Source organism: Massilia pinisoli, from assembly GCF_024753285.1.
Lineage (GTDB): Bacteria > Pseudomonadota > Gammaproteobacteria > Burkholderiales > Burkholderiaceae_D > Telluria > Telluria pinisoli.
Genome location: NZ_JANUGW010000012.1, coordinates 1 through 22,183, shown reverse-complemented (window position 1 = coordinate 22,183; position 22,183 = coordinate 1). Strand labels below are relative to the sequence as shown.

Sequence of the window (22,183 nt, the reverse complement as noted above, 5' to 3'; positions counted from 1 at the left end):
GTGAAATAGCCGCCGTCGGATAAACATGGCGCCGCAACCGTGCGTTCGCGCACGGCGCGGCCGCCGCGATTTGCGATATACTGTACATATATACAGTATTGGCGGCGCAATGGAACTTAAAGACAAGCTCGAGATCCTGGCCGACGCGGCCAAGTATGACGCCTCGTGCGCGAGCAGCGGCGCGCCCAAGCGCGACTCGGTCGACAAGGACGGGCTGGGCGCCACGAACGGCATGGGCATCTGCCACAGCTATACGCCGGACGGGCGCTGCGTCTCGCTGCTCAAGATCCTGCTGACGAATTTCTGCGTCTACGACTGCCAGTACTGCGTGAATCGGCGCACGTCGAACGTGCCGCGGGCGCGCTTTTCCGTCGACGAAGTCGTCAAGCTCACGCACGATTTTTACCTGCGCAACTACATCGACGGCCTGTTCCTCAGCTCCGGCATCATCCAGTCGAGCGACTACACGATGGAGCAGCTGGTCGAGGTCGCGCGCCGCCTGCGCGAGGACCACCTGTTCCGCGGCTACATCCACCTCAAGACGATCCCCGATGCCGACCCGCGCCTCATCGAACTGGCGGGCCGCTATGCCGACCGTCTGTCCGTGAACATCGAGCTGCCCACGCAGGACAGCGTGACGAAGCTCGCGCCCGAAAAGAACGTCCAGACGATCAAGCTCGCGATGGGTTCGATCCGCACGAAGCTGGACGAAAAGGACGACCACCCGAAGGCGCCCGTGTTCGCGCCCGCGGGGCAGAGCACGCAGATGATCGTCGGCGCGGACGCGAGCGACGACCGGACGATCCTGCATACGGCGCAGACGCTGTACGGCAGCTACAAGCTCAAGCGCGTGTACTACTCGGCGTTCAGCCCGATCCCGCAAAGCCCGTCCAGCGTGCCGTCCGCACCGCCGCCGCTGCTGCGCGAGCACCGGCTGTACCAGGCCGATTTTCTCCTGCGCGGCTACGGTTTTACGGCGAAGGAGTTGATGCCCGCGGCCGGCAACCTGGCGCTCGACATCGATCCGAAGCTGGGCTGGGCGCTCGCGAACCGCGACCATTTCCCGCTCGACCTGAACCGCGCGGACGAGACAATGATCGCGCGCGTGCCGGGCATCGGGCTGCGCACGGCGAAGCGCCTGATCGACTTGCGGCGGCTGCGGCGCATCCGCTGGGAAGACCTGTCGCGCCTGCGCTGCAGCCTGAAGAAACTGGCCCCGTTCGTCATCACGGCGGACTACAAGCCGGCGCAAGGCACCGCGTCGTCCGACCTGCTGCGGCGTAACCTGGCCGACGCCCCGCAGCAGATGAACCTGTGGCCGGAGCTGCAGGCCGCATGATGGATGCGCACGCCGCCCTCCAACCCGCGGATGCGCTGGTCCGGGCCGGGCGGCCGCTCGTCGTCGAGACGTTCGCCGCATGGCGCGAGGCCGCGCGCGAACTGCTCGTCCACGGCATCCCGCCGAAGCAGGTGACGTGGGGCGCGCCGCACATGGACGACCTGCTGGCGGGCACCGATCCGGTCTCGGGTGCGCCGTCGACGGCCGAGGCCCCGCATAATCCTTCCTCACCGCCGACCGAGCCCCAGCGGCCCGCGCCGCATATCCCGCGTTCGCTGATGGAGATGCTGCAATCGGCCGCGTGCTGCCGCGTGCCGGACCGCTGGGCGTTCCTGTACCGCGTGATCTGGCGCTGGCAGCAGGGCGAGTACGACGTGCAGTCGCCCGCCGACGAGGACGGCGCGCGCCTGCATGCGATGGTGAAGGCGGTGCACCGCGAGGAACACGACATGCATGCCTATATCCGCTTCCGCGAGCGCCCCGAAGAAGCCGGACCGCCCCGTTTCGTCGCCTGGTACGAGCCGCGCCACGATGTGCTGCCCCAGGTGGCCGAGCATTTCGTCGCGCGCATGGGCAAGATCAGCTGGATGATCGCCACGCCCGACGCGAGCGTCCTGTGGGACGGCCACACGCTGCACAATACGGGCCCCCTGGTGCGCGACGCCGCCGACCTGGAGGACACGGGCGAAGCCCTGTGGCTGACGTACTACCGCAGCGTGTTCAACCCGGCGCGCCTGAACACGGACGTCATGCACCAGCATATTCAATCGGATCGGTGGAAAAACCTGCCTGAGGCGAAGATCGTCCCGCAAATGGTGAGCGCGGCCGCGCTGGGCGCGCGCAAGGTGGGCCAGTACGAGGCCGTCGGCCAGCGCAAGGGCACGACGATCCCTATCGCCCCCGAGGACGCCCAGCCCGACCGCCAGCAGCCGTCCACGCTGGACGAATGCCGGCGCTGCGAGCTGTGGGAGTTCGCCACGCAGGCCGTCGGCGGCGAAGGCCCGAAACGGGCGAAGATCATGTTCGTCGGCGAGCAGCCGGGCGACCAGGAAGACCTCGCGGGACAGCCGTTCGTCGGTCCGGCCGGGAAGCTGCTCGACCGCGTGTGCGATGCGGCCGGCGTCGACCGCGACACGATCTACGTCACCAACGCCGTCAAGCATTTCAAGTGGGAGCCGCGCGGCAAGCGTCGGCTGCACAAGACGCCCGCGCAGCGCGAGATCGAGGCCTGCCACTACTGGCTCGACAAGGAGCTGGCGGGCGTGAAGCCCACCGTCATCGTCGCGCTCGGCGCCACCGCGCTGAAATCCGTGCTGCGCACGGCGAACGTCACGCTGAAGACTTCCCTCGGCAAGCCGCTGCGCCACGAGGGTCGCTGGGTCGTCACCACGTACCACCCGTCGTACGTGCTGCGCGTGCCCGGCGAGGACGCGAAGCGCGATGCGTTCAACACGATGGTCGAGGGCATCAAGCTCGCGCACGACCTCTTGCACCGTCCTGTCGACGTACCCGATGCGTGAGCGTTGCCGTCGCGACATATGCATGTCAAAAATGTAACAGTTCGTTGCCCCGATAGGCGGGGCCCATCCCTGGCGCTAATCTATTGCGCACACAACAACAAAGGGATGCACGATGAGCAAACACACGACATGCGCGTTGTACCTGAGTTTCCTGGCCTTGCCCGCGCTGGCGCAGACGGCGGCCGCGCCTGAGGCGCCTGCCGCGGCCGTGCAGCCGGCGGCCGCCGAGGAGCCCGCCCCGGCCACCGTCGTCGTCGAGGGGCGCCGGCCCGGGCCCGGCGTCTGGAAGGTGTCGAAAGGCGACCACGTGATGTGGGTGTTCGGCCTGTACTCGCCGCTGCCGCAGAAGATGGAATGGGATGCATCGCATGTCGAGCGCCTCGTCGCCAAGTCGCAGGAAGTGCTGCAGCCGCCGGGCTTCACCGTCGGCATGAGTTGGTGGCGCGGATTGACCATGCTGCCGACGATGATCGGCCTGCAAAACAATCCGGATGGCGCCAAGCTGCAGGACGTGTTGCCGCCGGACGTGTACGCGCACTGGCAGGTCATGAAAGACAAGTACATCGGCAACGACGATGGCGTGGAGCGCGACCGCCCGATCTTCGCAGCGGAGAAGCTGTTGCATGCGGGCTTGAAGAAGAACGGTCTCGTCCAGAACATGGACGTGTCGGGCCGGATCGAAAAGATCGCCAAGCAGAACAAGGTCAAGCTGACGTGGACCATGCTCGGCATCGAACTCGACGATCCGCGCACCACCCTGAAGGCGTTCAAGCAGGCGCAGATGGAAGACCTGGCATGCTTCACGCGGACCGTCGAGAACCTGGACAAGGACATCGGTACGATGCGCGCCGGCGCCAATGCCTGGGCCGACGGCAATATCGCCGCCATCGCGCGCCTGGACCTGGCGGAGCGGGACGAGGTCTGTGCGGACGCGGTGCTGAACAGTTCCCTCGCCAAAACGACCTCGGCCTTCCAGAACGTGCGCGAGCGCATCCGCGCCAACTGGATGAAAGCGGCCGAGAAATCACTGGCCGACAACACGTCGACGTTTGCCCTGCTGCAGATGAAGGACATCGTCGGTCCGCACGGCTACTTGGCCGACCTGCAGGCGAAAGGCTATGCGGTCGAGAGCCCGAAGTGAGGCGTACGGCGCGAGGTTGTTACATATGCATGTCAGAGTTGTAACACTTCGTTGCATTTGCCTGTAGTCGCGGCTGCATCCTGAACGTTAAGCTTGCAGTACACAACAATAAGGATGCCACCCGATGAGAAAGAGAACCCTGCGCCACGCCTGGGCGCTGTGGCTGGGCTTGCTGGCGTTGCCGGCGCTGGCCCAGAACAAGGACGAGGCCGGGCAGCCGACCGCGACGCCGGCCGCCCAGCCGGTCGTCGCCGACGCAACTGCCGCCCAGCCCGCCATGCCTGCGTCCGATCCCGCCATTGCCGCCGATGCCGTGCCGGCCACGGTGGTCGTCGAAGGCCGCCGTCCCGGCCCTGGCGTGTGGAAAGTGTCGAAGGGAACGCATGTGATGTGGGTGTTCGGGACGTATGCGCCGCTGCCGCACAAGATGCAGTGGGATGCGTCGCGCGTGGAGCGGCTCGTGGCCAAGTCGGACGAAGTCTTGATGCCGCCCGTCGCGAAAGCCCATATCGGCTTTTTTCGCGGGCTGACCGCACTGCCCAGCCTCATCGGCATCAAGCGCAATCCGGACGACGCCGTGCTGCACGACGTCGTCCCCGCCGATGTGTATGCGCACTGGACGACGTTGAAGGCGAAATACATCGGCGACGACGACGGCGTCGAGCACTACCGGCCCGTGTTCGCCGGCGAGGAATTGCTGCTCGCAGGCCTCAAGCAGAGCGGCCTGAGCTACGGCAGCGAAGTGCTCGGCACGATCGAGGACATCGCGAAAAAGAACAAGGTCAGGATGAGCGATTCCGGCTACGACGTGATGCTCGACGACCCGCGCAAGCTCGTGCGCGACTTCAAGAATTCGCAGGTCGACGACCTCGTCTGCTTCACGAAGACCCTGGACAGCCTGGACGTCGACCTCGAGACGATGCGCGTGCGCGCGAATGCCTGGGCCAACGGCGACATCGGCCAGATCCGCGGCCTGAATTTCGCCGAGCGCCGCGATGCCTGCCTCGATGCGATCCTGAACAGTTCGATCGCGAAGGATGCCGCCGCGCTGCGCCAGATGCGCGAACGCCTGCGCCTGTCGTGGTTGCGCGCGGCGGAGAAGGCGCTGGCCGGCAATGCGTCCACGTTTGCCGTGCTGGAAATCCAGGACATCGTCGGCCCGACGAGCTACCTGGCCGCGTTGCAGGCCAAGGGCTACGCGGTCGAGAGCCCTCGGTAAGCGGACAGGTGAGCGGACAGGTGAGCGGACCGGTCGGCGTACGTCACGCCGGCTCGCCGGGCAGCCCCGGACAGTCCTCGCGCGACGCGGCCTGGGCCACGTGCGCGCCCGGCGGCACGTCGTGCGTGAGCCAGACGTTGCCGCCGATGACGGCGCCCTTGCCGACGGTGATGCGGCCCAGCAGCGTGGCGCCCGCATAGATCACGACGTCGTCCTCGACGACGGGATGGCGCGGCAAACCCTTTTGCAAAGTGCCGTCCGCATTTTCGGGGAAGCGCTTGGCCCCCAGTGTGACGGTCTGGTACAGGCGCACGCGCTGCCCGATGACGGCCGTCTCGCCGATCACGACGCCCGTGCCGTGGTCGATGAAGAAGCCGGCACCGATCGTCGCTCCCGGATGGATGTCGATGCCCGTTTCCCCGTGCGCCAGCTCGGCGACGATGCGCGCCAGCAGTGGCAGACCGAGCCCGTACAGGTGATGCGCGAGGCGGTGATGGATCATCGCGAGGATGCCCGGATAGCACAGCAGCACTTCGTCGACGCTGCGCGCGGCGGGGTCGCCCTGGTACGCGGCGATCACGTCGCTGTCGAGCAGGATGCGGATGCCGGGCAGGGCAGCGCCGAATGCGCGCGTGGCGTCCAGCGCCTGCTGCTCGATGTCGGTATCGGTGAGGTGGCGCAGCGCGGCGCTGTAGCGCAGCTCGATGCGCACCTGGCGCAGCAGCGCGTGCAGGGCGGTGTCGAGCGCGTGCGCGACGTGGAAGTCCTCGCTTTCCTCGCGCAGGTCGGGCGGCCCCAGGCGCAGCGGAAACAGCACGCCCTTCAGCTGCGCCACGATGCCCGCCAGCGCGTCGCGCGACGGGAACTCGATGCCGCGCACTTCGCCTGAGGGGCGATGGGCCTGGCGCCACTGGCGCCGCGCGGCGTGCAGGTCGCGCACGATCGCGTTGATGTCGAAGTCGGCCATCAGTCGTGCTCCTGGCAGCGATTGCCGCCCAGGTACGGCCGTAATGTGGACAATGATTCGGCGAGCGCCACGGTGCCTCCGCTGTATTGATGGACCAGTTGGCAATATACGAGCTCGTCCATGGCTGGCCCAACGTTTTTTTCGGCACTAGCTCATGCTGAAAACGTCTAAGGCGTGTGACCGGCGGCCTGAGCGCGGTCAATACGGCGGCTGCCGGCCCCCGTCGTTGTCAATCGAGGGCAATCCCGCGTAGAATGCAGGCAACGCGGGTGTAGCTCAATGGTAGAGCAGAAGCTTCCCAAGCTTACGACGAGGGTTCGATTCCCTTCACCCGCTCCAATGAAAAAGACGCCGAAGCGCCTTGATCATTGCTCCACAAAATGCATGGCGCCCCACGAAAACCTGTTCGTTCTGACTCAGAACAATCCACGGCAATGCGTTAGCCCAGCCGCAGGCCTCGTTCCACACACAGTCTTCTATCGTCCGTCATCCGCGGCACGCCACATGCTTATCCGGGCGCGCCGCAGTTGTTCAGATGTCGATGAATCAGCGCGCCTTGCGACGGCGGCCGGTGGCAACGCCGACGAGGCCCAGGCCCAGCAGCGCGATGCTGGCCGGTTCCGGCACGGCCGAGGCGTCGACCGCATCGCCGGCGTATTGCATGCCGGTGTAGAAGAACGCGTCGTAGGCGGAACCGCCGCCGTCGAGCACCTGGCGGACCGAGGTGAGGGGGCCGTTGTAGTCCGAGATGGTCCAGGAGACCGATCCCGCACAGTTATTGAAGCAGACCAGCCCGGTACCGAACGAGCCGAAGGAAGTACCCCAGCTGGTTCCGCTGCCCTGGGTCATGTCGGTTGAGGTGAAATGCCAGCCGGAATCGAGCGCCACGCCATACCAGTTCTGGTTGGCAGCGGTGTCGAGCGTGGCGGCCACGGTGCCGTTCTGGTTCAGCGACAGCGTCAGGCTCGCGATCGGATCGATCGTGCTGAGCGAGCCACTCCAGTCGTATTTCGTGGTGAAGTCGACTTTGACGACGTCGGCGTGAGCGGCCTGGGCGAACAGGGCGATGGTCAGCGAGGCGAGCAGTTTGTTCATGGCAGTTCCCTTGGAAAATGTTTGTTGTCTATAAGCATTAATCGTGCCAACTGAGAAATATCAATTGTTTTCAGGAACTTATCGGAAATGCATAAGACAGACTGCACGCAAGTGTAAAAAATGCCGACAGCTGAGTGGTCGGTTGTCCGAGGGAATGATATGCTGACAAGATTGTAAAAAGACCCGTGTACATGTCGCGGTTTCGGTTGTCATTTCCGCCGCGCAGCCGTGCGCGCCTGTGACATGCCCCTTATGGCACACTGATCTTGTTGCCCCTACCAGTATCAATCATGCAAGAAGACGGACGATGGTCTGACCAAGCTGCCCTGCACCCGGACCTGCCTGACAGCGCCGGCCCCCTGATGTTCCTGAGCGCCGGCGGCGATATGGGGGCCATGATGCGTGCGCACGACTGGTCCGCGTCGCCGCTGGGGCATCCGCGCGCGTGGCCGCAGGCGCTGCGCACGGTCGTCGGCCTGCTGCTGAATTCGAAGTTCCCGATGTTCGTCGCCTGGGGCCCGGAGCTGGGCTTCCTGTACAACGATTCGTACCGCGAGATCCTCGGCGACAAGCACCCGGCCGCGCTCGGCGGGCGCTTCCACGACATCTGGTCCGAGATCTGGCCCGACATCTCCCCGCTGATCGAGCGCGCCCTGCGCGGCGAGGCGACGTATGCCGACCGCCTGTACCTCGTCATGAACCGCCACGGCTACGACGAGCCCACGTGGTTCACGTTCTCGTATTCACCCGTGCGCGACGAGACCGGGGCTATCCCCGGCATGTACTGCGCCGTGGTCGAAGTGACCGACCAGGTGCTGGCCGAGCAGTACCGCGACGAGGAGAACGAGCGGTTGCGCGGCCTGTTCGCGCAGGCGCCCGGCATCATGGCCGTGCTGCGCGGTCCCGAGCACGTGTTCGAGCTGACGAACCAGTCATACATGCAGCTCATCGGCCACCGCGCCATCGTCGGCAAGCGCGCGCGTGACGCGCTGCCGGAAATCGTCGGCCAGGGCTTCCTCGAACTGCTCGACCGCGTGTACACGACGGGCGAGCCGTTCGTCGGCCACGCGCTGCCCGTGCGCCTCCAGCGCGAGCCGGACGGCCCGCTGGACGAGCGCTACGTCGATTTCGTCTACCAGCCGATCCGCGATGCCAATGGCCAGGTGAACGGCATCTTCGTCGAAGGCAGCGACGTCACGGACCGCAAGCTCGTGGAGGACGAGCTGCGCGCCGCGAACCGCCAGAAGGACCAGTTCCTCGCGATGCTGGCGCACGAGCTGCGCAATCCGCTGGCGCCGATCATGACGGCGGCCCAGCTGCTGAAGCTCGGCCGGCTCGACGTGAAGAGCACGGCCAACGCCAGCGAGATCATCGTGCGGCAGGCCGAGCACATGACGGACCTCGTCAACGACCTGCTGGACGTCTCGCGCGTCACGCGCGGCCTCGTCACGCTGGAGAAGGAAGAGCTGGACCTGAACGCGATCGTCGCCGCGGCCGTCGAGCAGGTGCGGCCGCTGATCGACACGCGCCGCCACGCGCTGACACTGCAGCCGTCGGACCGGCCGGTGCACGTGACGGGCGACCGCACGCGCCTCGTGCAAGTGATCTCGAACATCCTCAACAACGCCGCCAAGTACACGGCGCCCGGCGGCCGCATCGCGCTGGCCGTGACCGTGGACGACGGGCAGGCCACCGTCGCCGTGCGCGACAACGGCATGGGCATCGCGCCGGAAGTCCTGCCCTACATCTTCGACCTGTTCACGCAGGCCGAGCGCACGCCGGACAGGTCGCAGGGCGGGCTGGGGATCGGCCTGGCGCTCGTCAAGAGCCTCGTCGGCCTGCACGGCGGCACCGTGCAGGCACGCAGCGACGGCCTGGGGCAGGGCAGCGAATTTTCGATTTCCCTGCCGTGCTGCGCGGCACGCCCGCCCGCACAGGCGCGCGATGTCGGCGGGGACGCCGCCACGGTGCCGGACAACGGCCGCCTGCGCGTGCTCGTCGTCGACGACAATGCCGACGCCGCCCAGATGCTGGCCGCGCTGCTCGAAGCGCACGGCCATGTCGTCAGCGTCGAGTACGACGGACGCGGAGCCCTCGCGCGCGCGCGGGCCGAGCATCCGGACGTGCTGCTGCTCGACATCGGCTTGCCCGACATGGACGGTTACGAACTGGCGCGCCGCCTGCGCGCCCAGCCGGAGAACACTGCCGCCACGCTCGTCGCCCTCACGGGCTACGGCCAGAACCAGGACCGCGAGGACGCCCAGCAGGCCGGGTTCGACCACTATCTCGTCAAGCCTGCCGACTTGAATGAGGTCAACGAAGTGCTCGCGTTGGCGGAGGCGCGACGCTGATCCGCAGATTCAATCGTGCGCGTATTGCCGCCCGGAACCAGTAGGGATATTCTTGGTGCATGTGTCGCGCGGATGCATCCTGCATGCGTGGGCTGCGCGCCCGCGGCGCATATTTTCGTACCATTGGCATGTCATGCCGCGGCGCGGCCGGATACGGGAACGAGCGTATGGACGAACTCATCGACGTAATCGAAGGGACGCAGGACGATACCGCGTGGGCCGAACTGGTCCATCCGGACACTACGGACGTGGCGCCCGCGCCGGCCAAGAGGCCCGTCGAGCGCCATGGCGGACGGCCTGCGGCGCCCGCGTCCCCGCAGGCCGGCCATGCCCCTCGCGCGACCGCTGGGCCGGGCATCCGGCGCGTGCTCGTCGTCGACGACAATGCCGATGCGGCACAGACGGTGGCGATGTTGCTGGAGGTGCTGGGCCACGAGGCTGCCGTCGAATACGATCCGCTGCAGGCGCTCGTCTGCGCGCGCGAAGGCGCGTTCGACGCCTTCGTCCTCGACATCGGCCTGCCTGGCATGGACGGCCACGAGCTGGCGCGCCAGATCCGCACGCTGCCGCAGGCCGCGGGCGCGCTGTTCATCGCCCTGACGGGTTATGGCCAGCAGCAGGACCGCGACGCGTCGGCCGCCGCGGGCTTCCATTACCATTTCGTGAAGCCGGCCGACGTCGATGCGCTGGCGCGTGCACTGGCCGGCGGCGTACCGGAATGACGTTGCAAAGCCGTCATATTGCCGTGCCGACTTGTCATCAACCTGTCACTTTCATTTCTTACACTGCGCGTTGCTGAACAGTAACTGAGCGTGTGCCGCCGGCGCGCGCCTTCTGACGGAAACCGCATGTCCAAGCCCAGTGCGCACACCGCCCCGCGCACCCATCGATTCCTCGCGCTGCTGTGGCCCGCGCTGGCGCTGCTCGCCTGCGCGGCCCTCTGGACCGCAACCATCCTGCACGCGGGCGCCGAACGCCGCCGTGCCGAAGAGCAGGCGTTCAAGGAAGCCGACGCGTATGCCGAGGCCTACGAGCAATACGTCACGCGCTCGGTCGCGCAGGTCGACCAGATCACGATGCAGCTCAAGCACAGCTGGGAGCATGCGCGTGACCGCAACCTCATCGAGAACATGCGCCGCGACGGCATGTTCACGGATGCCGCGTTCGTCAACGTGAGCGTCGTGGGGCCGGACGGCACGATCCGCTCGTCCAGCCGCATCCACGGACGCACGCTGAATCTCGCGCACGCGGCGTTCTTCGTCCAGCACCGCGACAACATCTCGACGGCGCTGCGCATCGGCGTGCCGCCGCCGGAGCTGGACGAGGCGCACGGCACGATCCTGTTCACGCGCCGCCTCGACACGGCCGACGACGAATTCGACGGCGTGCTGCTGATGGCCGTCGACGCCGCGTATTTCACGTCGTTCGTCAGCTCCCCCACCTTGGGCCCGGGCAGCCTGCTGGCCCTCGTCGGCACCGAAAACAACCTGCGCGTCGAGCAGGATGCGCGCGGCGTCGTGCGCACCCAGGGCGCCGCGGCGCTGCTGCCCGCGAACGCCGACCGCTGGCCCGTCGCGCGCGGCGTGCAGCTCGTCACGGGGCCGGGCGGGTTCGCCGACGGCGAGGCGCGCGTGCTGGGCTGGCGCCGTTCCAGCGCGTATCCGCTCGTGACCCTGGTCGCGCTGTCGCACACCGCGGTGCTGGAAGCGGCCGACGCCTACTGGACCGACAGCCGCAACCACATGCTGCTCGCCACGGCCGCGCTGGTGCTGGTGGCACTGGGCGCGAGCCTGCTGTCGCTGCGCGCAGGCGCGCGGGCGGGCGAGCGGGCCGAGATCCAGCGCGCCTACCGCACCGCGACGGAGAGCGGCAACGACGGCTTCTACATGGTCGCGCCGGTGCGCGACCGCAAGGGCCAGACGGTCGACTTCCGCATCGTCGATTGCAACGAACGGGGCGCGTCGTTCTACGGCACGACGCGCGCGGAGCTGGTCGGCAGCCTGATCTCGGAACTGCACCAGGGCGTCTCGTTCGACGACCTGGCCACGAACTACCGGACGGCGCTGGCCGTCGGCTTCCACCAGGAAGACCGGCGCATGCCCGACACCAACCGCCTGAACATCCGCTGGGGCCACCGCCGCATCGTGCGCGTGGGCGACGTCCTCGCCGTGACCTTGCAGGACATCAGCGAACGCAAGGAACACGAATCGCAGCTGGCGCGCCTCGCCAACGAGGACAGCCTCACGGGCCTGCCGAACCGCCACTGGTTCCTGAACTTCGTCCCGGCCGCGCTGGCGCGCGCGGAGGACGGCGGCCACGGGGCGGCGCTGCTGTTCATCGACCTCGACGAATTCAAGCAGGTCAACGACACGCACGGCCACGCCATCGGCGACCGCCTGCTGCAGCTCGCGGCCGAGCGCCTGCTGTCGCAGCTGCGTCCGGGCGACAGCGTGGCGCGCTTCGGCGGCGACGAATTCGTCGTGCTGCTCAGCCCCTTCGACAGCGACCAGCAGGTGGCCGTCGTGGCCACGCGCATCGTCGACGCGTTCAGCAAGCCGTTCGCCATCGCCGACGACCAGCACATGATCGGCGCCTCCGTCGGCATCGCCGTGTACCCGCGCGACGGCCTCGACGCGGCTACCTTGATCCGCCACGGCGACATCGCGATGTATGCCGGGAAGGCCGAAGGCAAGGGCCAGTACCGCTTCTTCGACCATGCGCAGTCGAACATCCTCAAGACGCGCACCCAGCTGCGCCAGCGCCTGCTGGAAGCGATCGACAAGCGCCAGTTCGTGCTGCATTACCAGCCGCGCGTCGACACCCGCACGGGTGAGCTCTTGAGCATGGAGGCGCTGCTGCGCTGGGAGCATCCGCAGCTGGGCATGATCCGTCCGGACGAATTCATCCCGCTGGCCGAGTCGAGCGGCTTGATCGTGCCGATCGGCGCCATCGTGATCGACGCCGCCTGCGCGCAACTGGCCGCCTGGCGCGCGCAGGGCGCCGTGCCGGTGCCCGTGTCGATCAACGTCTCGCCGAAGCAGTTCCTGCGCGGCGGCGTGCAGCGCGAGCTGGCCGACGCGCTGGCCCGCTACCACGTGCCGGCCGGCCTGCTCGAGGTCGAGATCACGGAGTCCGCGATGATGGGCGACCAGGCCGAGATCCTCGCGGAACTCGCGGCGATCCGCGCGCTGGGCGTCAAGCTGCACGTGGACGATTTCGGCACCGGGTACTCGTCGCTGTCGCAACTGCAGCGCATGAAGATGGACGTGCTGAAGGTCGACCGCTCGTTCACGGCCGAACTGGGACGCTCGAAGGAAGGCACCGTGTTCTTCCAGGCGATCGTGTCGATGGCGCACGCGCTCGGGATGGAGGTCGTCGCGGAAGGCGTCGAGAACGAGGCGCAGTTGACGATCCTGCGCGCGCTGAACTGCAACGAGGTGCAGGGCTACCTCGTCGCGCGCCCGCTGCCGGCGGCGTCGATCGCGCCGCTGCTGGCGCAGCGCTACCTGTTCGACGACGCGCTGGCCGCGTGACGCCTGCCGCTACGCACCCAGCAGGCTCCCGCTGCGCCACGCCGTCGCGCTGGCGACCTTACAGACGTGCATCCCGCGCAGCAGGTGACGGTGCGCCGTGCTGGCGAACAGCACGCCCGATTGCGTCGGGCGCAACGTGGTCGTCCTGCCGCTGACCGGGTCGACGATGTCGGCGACGGCATCGCCCGCCTGCACCTTGTCGCCCAGCTTCTTCAGGAACACGAGCACGCCCGCATGCGGCGCGTGCAGCGGCTCGACGCCTTCCAGCGGCGTGGGCTCGCACAGCGGAGACGGCAGCGGTTCGACCGGAACGTCGACGACGCCTTCGCGCGCCAGGTATTGCAGCAGGCCGTGCGCATCCCGTTCGGCGAGGTCGTAGCGCACGTCGTTCTCGCCGCGCAGCTCGACCGTCACGCCCACGCAGCCGAGCGGGATCGGAAAGCGGTCGCCGAAGTGTTTTCCGAGTTCCCACCACACGCGGCTGCACGCCTCGTCGAACGGTTCGCCGCCCGATTCCGTCGCCAGCAGCACGGCGTGCGCTCCCATCAGCGCTGCCAGCGGTTTCACCCTGTCGGCCAGCGGCGTACCCGTGTACATGTGGAGGACGGCCTCGTTGTCGCAATGGAGGTCGAGCATGATGTCGGCGTCGATCGCCATGCCCAGCAGCGTCTTCTTGAGTTCTTCCGTCGCGTTCTTCGGCAGCCACGCCGCCACCTCGCGCCGCGCGTGCCCGCGCACGAGGGCGGCGTTGGCGGCCGGGTCGGCACCGAGCTTGTCCTGCAGGGACGCCTTCAGCGCGTCGGCCACGTGCCGGTACGAGCGGTTGAAATTGGTGCCCGTCGCCAGGTCGAAGCGGCCGAACGGCGCGCCGTGGATCACTTGCGACAGCCCGATCGGATTCGCCGCGGGCACGAGGATGATCTCGCCCGTAACCTTGCCCTCCGCATCCAGCCGGTCGAGTTCGCGGCGCAGCACGTGCGCGACGAGCATCGCGGGCACCTCGTCCGCATGCAGCGACGCCTGGACGTAGACCTTCTTGCCGCGGCCCGGCGTGCCGTAATGGAAGGACGTCAGGCGGTACGCGGCGACGTTGTCTTCGGTGGCGATGGGGTGGGTCTGCTGGCGCATGGTGGCTCCTCGTTGCAACAGACGCATTATGTCCGAGATCGGTGCGCACAAGCGCCGGGTTATAATGGCGCCCGCTTTTTCATCACTCTTCATCGATCTCCCATGTCCGCCGATACGCCTACCAACGAGCAGGGCCGCCCCATGCTCTACGACCCGACCGAACGCCGCATCCGCAGTTTCGTCACCCGCGCCGGCCGCCTGTCGACCGGCCAGGCACGTGCGCTGGAAGCCTACGGCCCGCGCTACCTGATCGAATACCGCAAGGCGCCGTGCGACTTCCACGCCGCGTTCGGCCGCACGGCGCCGCTGATCCTGGAGATCGGCTTCGGCATGGGCGACACGACGGCGCACATCGCGAAGGCGATGCCGGACCAGGATTTCATCGGCGTCGAGGTGCACACGCCCGGCGTCGGCAGCCTGTTGAAACTGGCCGGCGAACAGGACATTCCCAACCTGCGCCTCATCCAGCACGATGCCGTCGAGGTGCTGAACAATATGGTGGCCGACGGTTCGCTGGCCGGCGTGCACATCTTCTTCCCCGACCCGTGGCACAAGGCGCGCCACAACAAGCGCCGGCTGATCCAGCCGCCGTTCGTGAAGCTGCTGTGCGAGAAACTGGCGTCGGGCGGCTACATCCACTGCGCCACCGATTGGGAAGATTACGCGGTGCAGATGCTGGACGTGCTGGGCAACGAGCCGGCGCTGCAGAACACGGCCGAGGGGTATGCGGAGAAGCCGTCGTATCGGCCGTTGACCAAGTTCGAGAACCGGGGCCTGAAACTGGGCCACGGCGTGTGGGACCTCGTGTTCACCAAGCGATAATTCGGTAGGCGTAGGGTGGACGGGTTTCCCGTCCACGCGTTCAATTCCCGCATGCGTTGCAGCGACATTTCGGATCGTTGGACGCGTGGACGGCTGAGCCGTCCACCCTACCGCTCCTGGTTACACCATCTCGCTGATGATGCCGACGATCTCGTCGCCGTACGAGGTCAGCTTCTTCTCGCCGACACCCGACACGCCGCGCAACTGGTCCAGCGACACAGGCTTGACCTTGGCGATCTCGCGCAAGGTGGCGTCCTGGAACACGACGTACGCGGGCACGCCGTGTGCGCGCGCCGTCTCCACGCGCCACCAGCGCAGCTTGTCGAAGATCGCCTGTTCGGACTTCGACAATTCCATCTCTTCGTAGCTCGCGCGCGGCGCCGACGTGCGCTTCGGCTTCACGGGTTTCTGGTACTGGCGCAGCTGCACCGGCTGCTGGCCCTTCAGCACGGGGCGCGCAGCCTCCGTCAGCTTCAAGGAGCTGAACGCGTCGTGGTCGACGGTGAGGAGGCCCAGCGCGATCGTCTGGCGCACGATGGCGCGCCATTCCTGCTCGCTGCGTTCCGCGCCGACGCCGAACACGGACAGCTTGTCGTGGTGCCACTGGACGATGCGTTCGGACGACACGCCGCGCAGCACGTCGATCACGTGGCCCGCGGCGAAGCGCTGGTCGACGCGGTAGATCGCGGACAGCAGCTTTTGCACGGGCACCGTCGCATCGAACGACGTCGGCGGAATGAGGCACGTATCGCAATTGCCGCACGGGCCCGAGCGCTCGCCGAAGTATTCGAGCAGGCGCATCCGGCGGCAGCTCAGCGTCTCGCACAGGCCCAGCATCGCGTCGAGCTTCGACGACAGCACGCGCTTGAAATTCTCGTCGGCCTCCGATTCGTCGATCATCCGTCGCTGCAGTACGACGTCCTGCAGGCCGTAGGCCATCCAGGCGTTCGACGGCAGCCCGTCGCGGCCCGCGCGGCCCGTTTCCTGGTAATAGCCTTCCAGCGATTTCGGCAGGTCGAGGTGGCAGACGAAGCGGACGTCCGGCTTGTCGATGCCCATGCCGAACGCGATCGTCGCGACCATCACGATGCTGTCCTCGCGCAGGAAGCGCGCCTGGTTGTGGGCACGCAGCGGGTGCTCCATACCGGCGTGATAGGGCAGGGCGCGGATGCCGTTCTCGTTCAGGAATTCCGCCGTCTCCTCGACCTTTTTTCTCGACAGGCAGTACACGATGCCGGAGTCGCCCGGGTGTTCCGTCGAGATGAAGTCGAGCAGCTGCTTGCGGGCGTTCGTCTTTTCGACGATGGCGTAGCGGATGTTCGGCCGGTCGAACGACGACACGAACTGGCGCGCCTCTTCCAGCTGCAGGCGCTGGGCGATTTCCGCGCGCGTGAGCTGGTCGGCCGTTGCCGTCAGCGCGATGCGCGGCACGTGCGGGAAGCGCTCGTGCAGGATCGACAGGCGGATGTATTCGGGCCGGAAGTCGTGGCCCCATTGCGACACGCAGTGCGCCTCGTCGATGGCGAACAGCGAGATGTGCGCCGACTCGAACAGCTCGAGGCAGCGCGGCGTCATCAGGCGCTCGGGGGCCACGTACACGAGGTCGAGCTCGCCGGTACGCACCATGCGCTCGATGCGCAGGGTTTCCTCGAACGTCTGCGTGGAATTCAGGAACGCGGCGCGCACGCCCACCTCCGCCAGCGCGTCGACCTGATCCTGCATGAGGGCGATCAGCGGCGAGACGACGACGCCGACGCCGTCGCGCAGCAGCGCGGGAATCTGGTAGCACAGCGACTTGCCGCCGCCGGTGGGCATCAGGACGAGCGCGTCGCCGCCGGACGCCACCTGCTCGACGATGTCGGCCTGCTGTCCGCGGAAGGCGGGGTAGCCGAATACCGTCTGCAGGATCTGCAGCGCGCGTTGCTGGATGTCGCTCGTCATGATGGTGCTTGCTGCCTGAGATTCAATCGGCCCAGACGACCCAGCCGAAATGGGCGGTGATCAGGACGACCACACCGAACACGATACGGTACCAGGCGAATCCCGTGAAGGTGTGCGTGCTGATGAAGCGCAAGAGCCAGCGCACGCACAGGAAGGCGGAAATGAATGCCGTCACGCCGCCGACGAGGAACAGCGGGAGGTCGGTCGCGTGCAGCGCGTGGCGGGCCTTGAAGACGGAATACACGGTCGCGCCCAGCAGCGTGGGAATCGCGAGGAAGAACGAGAATTCGGTGGCCGCCGTGCGCGACAGGCCGAACAGCATGCCGCCGATGATCGTGGCGCCGGAACGGCTCGTACCCGGGATCAGGCCGAAGCATTGCGCGCAGCCGACCTTGAATGCGTCGAGCACGGTCATGTCGTCGACGGTCTCGACACGGTGTGCGCCCGGCAGTACCTTGTGGCGGTGTTCCGCCCACAGGATCACGAACGCGCCGACGATGAACGCGGTGGCCACGGGCACCGGCGCGAACAGATGCGCCTTGATCGCCTTGATGAACAGCACGCCCAGCACGGCCGCCGGCAGGAAGCCGACGATCACGTTGAGGACGAGTTTCTGCTGGCGTGGATCGGACGCGACGCCACCCACAGCGGCACCGATGCGCGCGCGGTATTCCCACATCACGGCGAAGATGGCGCCGGCCTGGATCGCGATCTCGAACACTTTGGCCACTTCGCCCGTGAAATTGATCAGGCTACCGGCCAGGATCAGGTGACCTGTGGACGAGATCGGCAGGAATTCGGTGAAGCCCTCGACGAGGCCCATGATGATCGCTTTCAGAGCGAGAATGATATCCATTTGGTGTATGCGTTCGGTAGGGTTGGGGTCATGCGCGGATGGTGTTGCGCGGGCCGCAAGCTTACCATGAGGAAGGGGCTCGCCGTCGAGTTACCGTGTCTACATGGAGGCCGTCAAGCGCTCCAGTTCGGACAGAAACAGCATCGCGTGCTCGCGCGTGTCGCCGCACATCTCGCGCGAGGGCGGCAGGCTGCCGCAGACGCGGGGCCGGTCCGGCTGCCCGAAAATCTTGCAGCCGTTGTGCTCGTCCAATTGCACGCAACGCACGCCGGCGGGCTTCCCGTCCGGCATGCCGGGGATGGGCGACGAAATCGACGGGGCGATGCAGCAGGCGCCGCAGCCAGGGCGGCAGGAAACGGGGGGAGACGGGATAGGCATGTAAAGACCGGCGGCAGGCAAGCAGCCAGTATACTACCGACAGCGCTCTATCCTCAGGGTTCTTGACTGGCCCTATCCCCAGGTCTATATTTGCTGACTCAACAGTTAGTTGTCGGACAGAAGCATGCCATGCCCTTTTGACACCAAGCCGCGCTGGGAGCGCCGTAAGGACGCGCGGCCCCAGGAGTTGCTCGAGGCGGCCATCGACCTGTTCGTCGAGCGTGGCTATGCCACCACACGCCTGGAAGACGTCGCGCGCCGCGCCGGCGTGTCGAAGGGCACCTTGTATTTGTATTACGAAAACAAGGAAGAGCTGTTCAAGGCCGTCGTGCGCAGCAATATCGTGCCCGTGATCGGCGAGGCGGAAGCGTCCGTCGCCGAATTCGACGGCCACAGCGCCGACCTGCTGCGCCACCTGATCCACTCGTGGTGGCAGCGGCTGGGCGCGACGAAGGCGTCCGGCATCATCAAGCTGGTCATGGCGGAAGCCGACAATTTCCCCGAGCTGGCCCGCTTCTACCAGGAAGAAGTCATCAACCGCGGCACCCGGGCGATGTCGTCGATGCTGGAGCGCGGCATCGCGCGCGGCGAATTCCGGCGCATCGACGTAAACACGATGACCCAGGTGCTCGTCGCCCCGATGCTCACCCTGATCATCTGGAAGCATTCCGTGGGCCCATGCCCCCGTGGCGAACTGGAACCGCAGGCCTTTCTCGACACGTTCCTCGACATGGCGCTGCATGGCCTGTTACCGGCCGCATCGGCCGCGTGATCTATTTTCCTACGTCAAGACACGGTTTTCAGGGTTTCATGCCCCTTAAACTGCAGACTGTCGCAATTTCCCCTGGCGTCCGGCAGCATGTCGTTAAGATATGTTTGCTGAAGCCGTTCAACGATAAAATATCGGATTATTTATTTTTCCACCGAGTCTACAGATGAATATCGAACAAGCCCGCTTCAACATGATCGAACAGCAGATCCGTCCGTGGAACGTGCTGGACCAGGATGTGCTCGACCTGCTGCACGTCGTCAAGCGCGAACAGTTCGTGCCGGCGGCGTACCGGAACCTGGCGTTCGCCGACGTCGAGATCCCGCTGCCGGGCGGCGACGCCATGCTGGCGCCGAAGTTCGAAGCGCGCATCCTGCAGGAAGTGGGCGTCCGGAAGCACGAGACCGTGCTGGAAATCGGCACCGGTTCGGGCTATATGGCCGCCCTGCTGGCGCACCGCGCCGCCAAGGTGACGACCGTGGAAATCAATCCGGAAACGGCGGAACTGGCCAAGAAGAACCTGGCCAACGCGGGCATCCACAACGTGACGGTCGAGACCGGCAACGGCGCGGAAGGCTGGGCGAAAGGCGCGCCGTACGACGTGATCGTGATCTCGGGCGCGCTGGAAGTGCTGCCGGAAGCGTTCCTGAAGCAGGTGAAGGTGGGTGGCCGCATCGCCGCCATCATCGGCCAGGCACCGGTGATGGAAGCGTCGATTATCACGCGCACTGGCGAAAACACCTACGGCACGATCAAGGTGTTCGAGACCAACGTGCGCTACCTGACGGGCGCTCCGGTGCCGTCGCACTTCCAGTTCTGAGCGGAGACGCAAGATGCAGCACATTACCGCACCCGAGTTGGCCGCCTGGCTGGCCGACCCGTCGCGTCCGAAGCCGCTGCTGCTCGACGTGCGGGAAAACTGGGAATTCGAGACCTGCCACATCGAGGGCTCGACCCAGATCCCGATGAACCTGATTCCGATCCGCGTGAGCGAACTGGACGACGGCCAGGACATCGTCTGCGTGTGCCACCACGGCGCGCGCAGCATGCAGGTGGCCGCCTTCCTCGAGCGCAACGGGTTCAGCAACATCACCAACCTCACAGGCGGAATACACGCCTGGGCCGTGCAGGTCGATCCATCGATGCCGAAGTATTGACGACCTGCGTCCTTAACAATTGATGACTCCGACGGAGAAAGTAATGCAGAAGCCCCTCATCGCCGTACTGTTGGCCAGCGCGTTTTCGCTCAATGCCCAGGCGGCCGATCTGATCCAGGTGTACCAGCAGGCATTGGCGAACGACGCCACCTATGCCAGCGCCCGCGCGGCCGCCGCCGCCGGTCGGGAACGTATCACCCAGGGGCGTGCCGGCTTGCTGCCGACCGTCGGCGTCACCGGTGACGTCACGAAGAACAACTCCGACTTCACCGCATGGAACAACAGTCCGCTGCTGGGCGGCGGTTCCAACCTGCGCACGAACGAGGTCCAGGTCACGCTGCAGCAGCCGCTGTTCCGCTGGGACCGCTGGGAAACCTATCAGCAGAGCAAGCTGCAGCAAGCGATCTCGGAAGCCCAGTTCGCGCAGGCCCAGCAGGACCTGATCACGCGCGTGGCGCAGGCCTATTTCGACGTGCTGGCCGCGCAGGACACGCTGGAATCGACGCGCGCGCAGAAAGTCGCCGTGACGGAACAGCTGGCATCCGCCAAGCGCAACTTCGAAGTCGGCACGCAGACCATCACCGACACGCATGAAGCCCAGGCCGCGTACGACCTCGTCGTGTCGCAGGAAATCGCCGCCGTCAACGACCTGGAGACGAAGAAGACGGCGCTGCAAGCCATCATCGGCACGGCGCCGGCGACCCTGGCCACCTTGCGCACGGGCGTGAACCTGACGGCGCCGCAGCCGATCAACGTCGACCAGTGGGTGTCCGCCGCCGAGAACCAGAACTATGCCGTTACCGTGGCGCAGCTGCAGCTGGAATCGGCCAAGCGCGACATCTCGAAGAACCGCGCCGGCCACTACCCGACCGTGGACCTCGTCGCCTCGTCGCTGCACCGCGACGTGAACGGCCAGCTCGCCCAGTCGGGCAAGAGCAACAGCAACTCCATCGGCATCCAGTACAGCATCCCGATCTTCAGCGGCTTTGCCGTGACGAGCCGCGTGCGCGAATCGATCGCGCTGGAAGACAAGGCCCGCAACGACCTCGAAGCGAACCGCCGGAATGCCGCGCTGGTGGCACGCCAATCGTTCCTCGGCGTGAACAGCGGCCTCGCGCAGGTGAAGGCGCTGGAAGCCGCCGAGGTGTCGAGCAATTCCGCGCTGGAATCGAACAAGCTCGGTTACCAGGTCGGCGTGCGCATCAACATCGACGTGCTGAATGCCCAGCGCCAGCTGTATCAGACCCGCACCGACCTGGCGCGCGCCCGCTACAACACGATCCTGGCCGGCCTGAAGCTGAAGGCCGCGGCGGGCTCGCTGCGCGAGGAAGACCTGCAGCCGATCAATGCGTTGCTGCAGCAGCCGTAAGGCTTGCTCACGATGTTAAAAACGGCGCCGCGGCGCCGTTTTTTTATGACCCGCCCGTGACGACGTGATCAGCTGCTCAGGCCCGCGCCGCCGGCATGGTCGGGGCGCTCGATCAGTTCGACCTTGTAGCCGTCCGGATCGGTGATGAAGGCGATCACGGTCGTGCCGCCCTTGACGGGGCCAGGCTCGCGCGTGATGTTGCCGCCGGCGGCGCGGACCTGGTCGCAGGTCTTGTAGATGTCGTCGGCCGAGATCGCGATGTGGCCGTAGGCCGAGCCCATCTCGTACTTGTCGACACCCCAGTTATAGGTCAGTTCGAGTTCCGCGTGGTCCGGGTTGCTGCCGTAGCCGAGGAAGGCCAGCGTGTACTTGTATTCCGCGTTCTCGCTCGTGCGCAGCAGCTTCATGCCGAGCACTTTCGTATAAAAGTCGATGGAGCGCTGCAGGTCGCCGACGCGTAGCATGGTGTGCAGGATGCGCATTGTTGTCCTTGTGGGTTCGTGGGGAAAGCGAGGATTTTATGCGCTCGTGTGGATTCGTGCAGACCATCGTGGGCACGGGGTGCCCATCGTGCACGGCAACCGTAGGGTGGGCTCCC

Annotated in this window: 19 protein-coding genes and 1 tRNA gene; 13 read left to right on the top strand and 7 right to left on the bottom strand. The window is 66.4% G+C overall.

All coding sequences use genetic code 11. The features are described from left to right. The first annotated feature begins 109 nt into the window (after positions 1 to 109). From NX784_RS16680 to NX784_RS16665, 4 genes are all read left to right on the top strand, one after another. Positions 110 to 1,339, top strand: a complete 1,230-nt coding sequence (locus tag NX784_RS16680) for a putative DNA modification/repair radical SAM protein (RefSeq protein ID WP_258817821.1) — start codon at positions 110 to 112, stop codon at positions 1,337 to 1,339. Then, positions 1,339 to 2,859, top strand: a complete 1,521-nt coding sequence (locus NX784_RS16675) for a UdgX family uracil-DNA binding protein (RefSeq protein WP_258817950.1) — start codon at positions 1,339 to 1,341, stop codon at positions 2,857 to 2,859. Before NX784_RS16680 ends, NX784_RS16675 begins: the two co-directional genes overlap by 1 nt. Positions 2,860 to 2,971: 112 nt before the next feature. Beyond that, positions 2,972 to 4,000, top strand: coding sequence for a TraB/GumN family protein (locus tag NX784_RS16670; protein ID WP_258817820.1), 1,029 nt, complete (start codon positions 2,972 to 2,974; stop codon positions 3,998 to 4,000). A 124-nt stretch (positions 4,001 to 4,124) separates the two neighbouring features. Continuing rightward, complete coding sequence (locus NX784_RS16665; RefSeq protein ID WP_258817819.1) at positions 4,125 to 5,219, top strand: TraB/GumN family protein; 1,095 nt, start codon at positions 4,125 to 4,127, stop codon at positions 5,217 to 5,219. A 43-nt stretch (positions 5,220 to 5,262) separates the two neighbouring features. Here NX784_RS16665 and epsC read toward each other — a convergent pair whose 3' ends face one another. Further along, on the bottom strand, positions 5,263 to 6,186 hold the full coding sequence (gene epsC, locus NX784_RS16660) for a serine O-acetyltransferase EpsC (protein WP_258817818.1): 924 nt from the start codon (positions 6,184 to 6,186) through the stop codon (positions 5,263 to 5,265). A gap of 265 nt (positions 6,187 to 6,451) precedes the next feature. Here epsC and NX784_RS16655 point away from each other — a divergent pair. Then, positions 6,452 to 6,525 (top strand) — tRNA-Gly (locus tag NX784_RS16655). Positions 6,526 to 6,732: 207 nt separating this feature from the next. On the opposite strand, the gene NX784_RS16650 is transcribed toward NX784_RS16655, so the two are convergent. Beyond that, complete coding sequence (locus tag NX784_RS16650; protein WP_258817817.1) at positions 6,733 to 7,281, bottom strand: PEP-CTERM sorting domain-containing protein; 549 nt, start codon at positions 7,279 to 7,281, stop codon at positions 6,733 to 6,735. Between the two features lie 290 nt (positions 7,282 to 7,571). Between NX784_RS16650 and NX784_RS16645 the strand changes: the two genes are divergently transcribed. From NX784_RS16645 to NX784_RS16635, 3 genes are all read left to right on the top strand, one after another. After that, positions 7,572 to 9,632 carry a hybrid sensor histidine kinase/response regulator gene (locus NX784_RS16645; RefSeq protein WP_258817816.1) on the top strand — a complete coding sequence of 687 codons (2,061 nt, stop codon included), beginning with the start codon at positions 7,572 to 7,574 and terminating at the stop codon, positions 9,630 to 9,632. A 167-nt stretch (positions 9,633 to 9,799) separates the two neighbouring features. Continuing rightward, complete coding sequence (locus NX784_RS16640) at positions 9,800 to 10,354, top strand: response regulator (protein ID WP_258817815.1); 555 nt, start codon at positions 9,800 to 9,802, stop codon at positions 10,352 to 10,354. A gap of 126 nt (positions 10,355 to 10,480) precedes the next feature. Beyond that, entirely contained in the window at positions 10,481 to 13,165 is a 2,685-nt protein-coding gene (locus NX784_RS16635; protein WP_258817814.1) for a bifunctional diguanylate cyclase/phosphodiesterase, read from the top strand. A gap of 9 nt (positions 13,166 to 13,174) precedes the next feature. Here the strand turns inward: NX784_RS16635 and NX784_RS16630 are convergent, their stop codons facing one another. After that, positions 13,175 to 14,293, bottom strand: a complete 1,119-nt coding sequence (locus NX784_RS16630; RefSeq protein ID WP_258817813.1) for a succinylglutamate desuccinylase/aspartoacylase family protein — start codon at positions 14,291 to 14,293, stop codon at positions 13,175 to 13,177. Between the two features lie 141 nt (positions 14,294 to 14,434). Between NX784_RS16630 and trmB the strand changes: the two genes are divergently transcribed. Continuing rightward, positions 14,435 to 15,115 (top strand): tRNA (guanosine(46)-N7)-methyltransferase TrmB, encoded by a 681-nt coding sequence (trmB, locus tag NX784_RS16625; protein ID WP_258817949.1) that lies wholly within the window; start codon positions 14,435 to 14,437, stop codon positions 15,113 to 15,115. Between the two features lie 120 nt (positions 15,116 to 15,235). On the opposite strand, the gene recQ is transcribed toward trmB, so the two are convergent. The 3 genes from recQ to NX784_RS16610 form a co-directional block, all read right to left on the bottom strand. After that, positions 15,236 to 17,056, bottom strand: coding sequence for a DNA helicase RecQ (gene recQ / locus NX784_RS16620; protein WP_258817812.1), 1,821 nt, complete (start codon positions 17,054 to 17,056; stop codon positions 15,236 to 15,238). A 22-nt stretch (positions 17,057 to 17,078) separates the two neighbouring features. Continuing rightward, positions 17,079 to 17,912, bottom strand: a complete 834-nt coding sequence (locus tag NX784_RS16615) for an undecaprenyl-diphosphate phosphatase (RefSeq protein ID WP_258817811.1) — start codon at positions 17,910 to 17,912, stop codon at positions 17,079 to 17,081. A 99-nt stretch (positions 17,913 to 18,011) separates the two neighbouring features. Beyond that, positions 18,012 to 18,290, bottom strand: coding sequence for a YkgJ family cysteine cluster protein (locus NX784_RS16610; RefSeq protein ID WP_258817810.1), 279 nt, complete (start codon positions 18,288 to 18,290; stop codon positions 18,012 to 18,014). 124 nt (positions 18,291 to 18,414) lie between these two features. Here NX784_RS16610 and NX784_RS16605 point away from each other — a divergent pair, with 124 nt between their 5' ends. The 4 genes from NX784_RS16605 to NX784_RS16590 all read left to right on the top strand — a co-directional run bounded on the left by NX784_RS16605 (position 18,415) and on the right by NX784_RS16590 (position 21,585). Then, positions 18,415 to 19,062 carry a TetR/AcrR family transcriptional regulator gene (locus tag NX784_RS16605; RefSeq protein ID WP_258817809.1) on the top strand — a complete coding sequence of 216 codons (648 nt, stop codon included), beginning with the start codon at positions 18,415 to 18,417 and terminating at the stop codon, positions 19,060 to 19,062. Positions 19,063 to 19,225: 163 nt separating this feature from the next. Beyond that, positions 19,226 to 19,879, top strand: coding sequence for a protein-L-isoaspartate O-methyltransferase family protein (locus NX784_RS16600; RefSeq protein WP_258817808.1), 654 nt, complete (start codon positions 19,226 to 19,228; stop codon positions 19,877 to 19,879). A gap of 13 nt (positions 19,880 to 19,892) precedes the next feature. Further along, a complete protein-coding gene (locus NX784_RS16595; RefSeq protein WP_056438391.1) occupies positions 19,893 to 20,216 on the top strand; it encodes a rhodanese-like domain-containing protein in 324 nt (107 codons plus the stop codon). Between the two features lie 43 nt (positions 20,217 to 20,259). Next, positions 20,260 to 21,585: a TolC family outer membrane protein gene (locus NX784_RS16590; RefSeq protein ID WP_258817807.1), complete on the top strand. Its 1,326-nt coding sequence runs from the start codon at positions 20,260 to 20,262 to the stop codon at positions 21,583 to 21,585. A gap of 68 nt (positions 21,586 to 21,653) precedes the next feature. Here NX784_RS16590 and gloA read toward each other — a convergent pair whose 3' ends face one another. Then, entirely contained in the window at positions 21,654 to 22,067 is a 414-nt protein-coding gene (gloA, locus tag NX784_RS16585; RefSeq protein ID WP_258817806.1) for a lactoylglutathione lyase, read from the bottom strand. Positions 22,068 to 22,183 lie beyond the last annotated feature (116 nt).

Excerpts from the sequence above, each read along its gene's own strand:
- NX784_RS16600 (WP_258817808.1), top strand. The coding sequence starts at position 19,226 with ATGAATATCGAACAAGCCCGCTTCAACATGATCGAACAGCAGATCCGT.
- NX784_RS16665 (WP_258817819.1), top strand. The coding sequence starts at position 4,125 with ATGAGAAAGAGAACCCTGCGCCACGCCTGGGCGCTGTGGCTGGGCTTG.
- NX784_RS16615 (WP_258817811.1), bottom strand. The coding sequence starts at position 17,912 with ATGGATATCATTCTCGCTCTGAAAGCGATCATCATGGGCCTCGTCGAG.
- NX784_RS16680 (WP_258817821.1), top strand. The coding sequence starts at position 110 with ATGGAACTTAAAGACAAGCTCGAGATCCTGGCCGACGCGGCCAAGTAT.
- NX784_RS16645 (WP_258817816.1), top strand. The coding sequence starts at position 7,572 with ATGCAAGAAGACGGACGATGGTCTGACCAAGCTGCCCTGCACCCGGAC.
- NX784_RS16675 (WP_258817950.1), top strand. The coding sequence starts at position 1,339 with ATGGATGCGCACGCCGCCCTCCAACCCGCGGATGCGCTGGTCCGGGCC.
- NX784_RS16605 (WP_258817809.1), top strand. The coding sequence starts at position 18,415 with ATGCCATGCCCTTTTGACACCAAGCCGCGCTGGGAGCGCCGTAAGGAC.
- NX784_RS16590 (WP_258817807.1), top strand. The coding sequence starts at position 20,260 with ATGCAGAAGCCCCTCATCGCCGTACTGTTGGCCAGCGCGTTTTCGCTC.
- recQ (WP_258817812.1), bottom strand. The coding sequence starts at position 17,056 with ATGACGAGCGACATCCAGCAACGCGCGCTGCAGATCCTGCAGACGGTA.
- NX784_RS16650 (WP_258817817.1), bottom strand. The coding sequence starts at position 7,281 with ATGAACAAACTGCTCGCCTCGCTGACCATCGCCCTGTTCGCCCAGGCC.
- gloA (WP_258817806.1), bottom strand. The coding sequence starts at position 22,067 with ATGCGCATCCTGCACACCATGCTACGCGTCGGCGACCTGCAGCGCTCC.
- trmB (WP_258817949.1), top strand. The coding sequence starts at position 14,435 with ATGCTCTACGACCCGACCGAACGCCGCATCCGCAGTTTCGTCACCCGC.
- NX784_RS16640 (WP_258817815.1), top strand. The coding sequence starts at position 9,800 with ATGGACGAACTCATCGACGTAATCGAAGGGACGCAGGACGATACCGCG.
- NX784_RS16630 (WP_258817813.1), bottom strand. The coding sequence starts at position 14,293 with ATGCGCCAGCAGACCCACCCCATCGCCACCGAAGACAACGTCGCCGCG.
- NX784_RS16595 (WP_056438391.1), top strand. The coding sequence starts at position 19,893 with ATGCAGCACATTACCGCACCCGAGTTGGCCGCCTGGCTGGCCGACCCG.
- epsC (WP_258817818.1), bottom strand. The coding sequence starts at position 6,186 with ATGGCCGACTTCGACATCAACGCGATCGTGCGCGACCTGCACGCCGCG.
- NX784_RS16610 (WP_258817810.1), bottom strand. The coding sequence starts at position 18,290 with ATGCCTATCCCGTCTCCCCCCGTTTCCTGCCGCCCTGGCTGCGGCGCC.
- NX784_RS16635 (WP_258817814.1), top strand. The coding sequence starts at position 10,481 with ATGTCCAAGCCCAGTGCGCACACCGCCCCGCGCACCCATCGATTCCTC.
- NX784_RS16670 (WP_258817820.1), top strand. The coding sequence starts at position 2,972 with ATGAGCAAACACACGACATGCGCGTTGTACCTGAGTTTCCTGGCCTTG.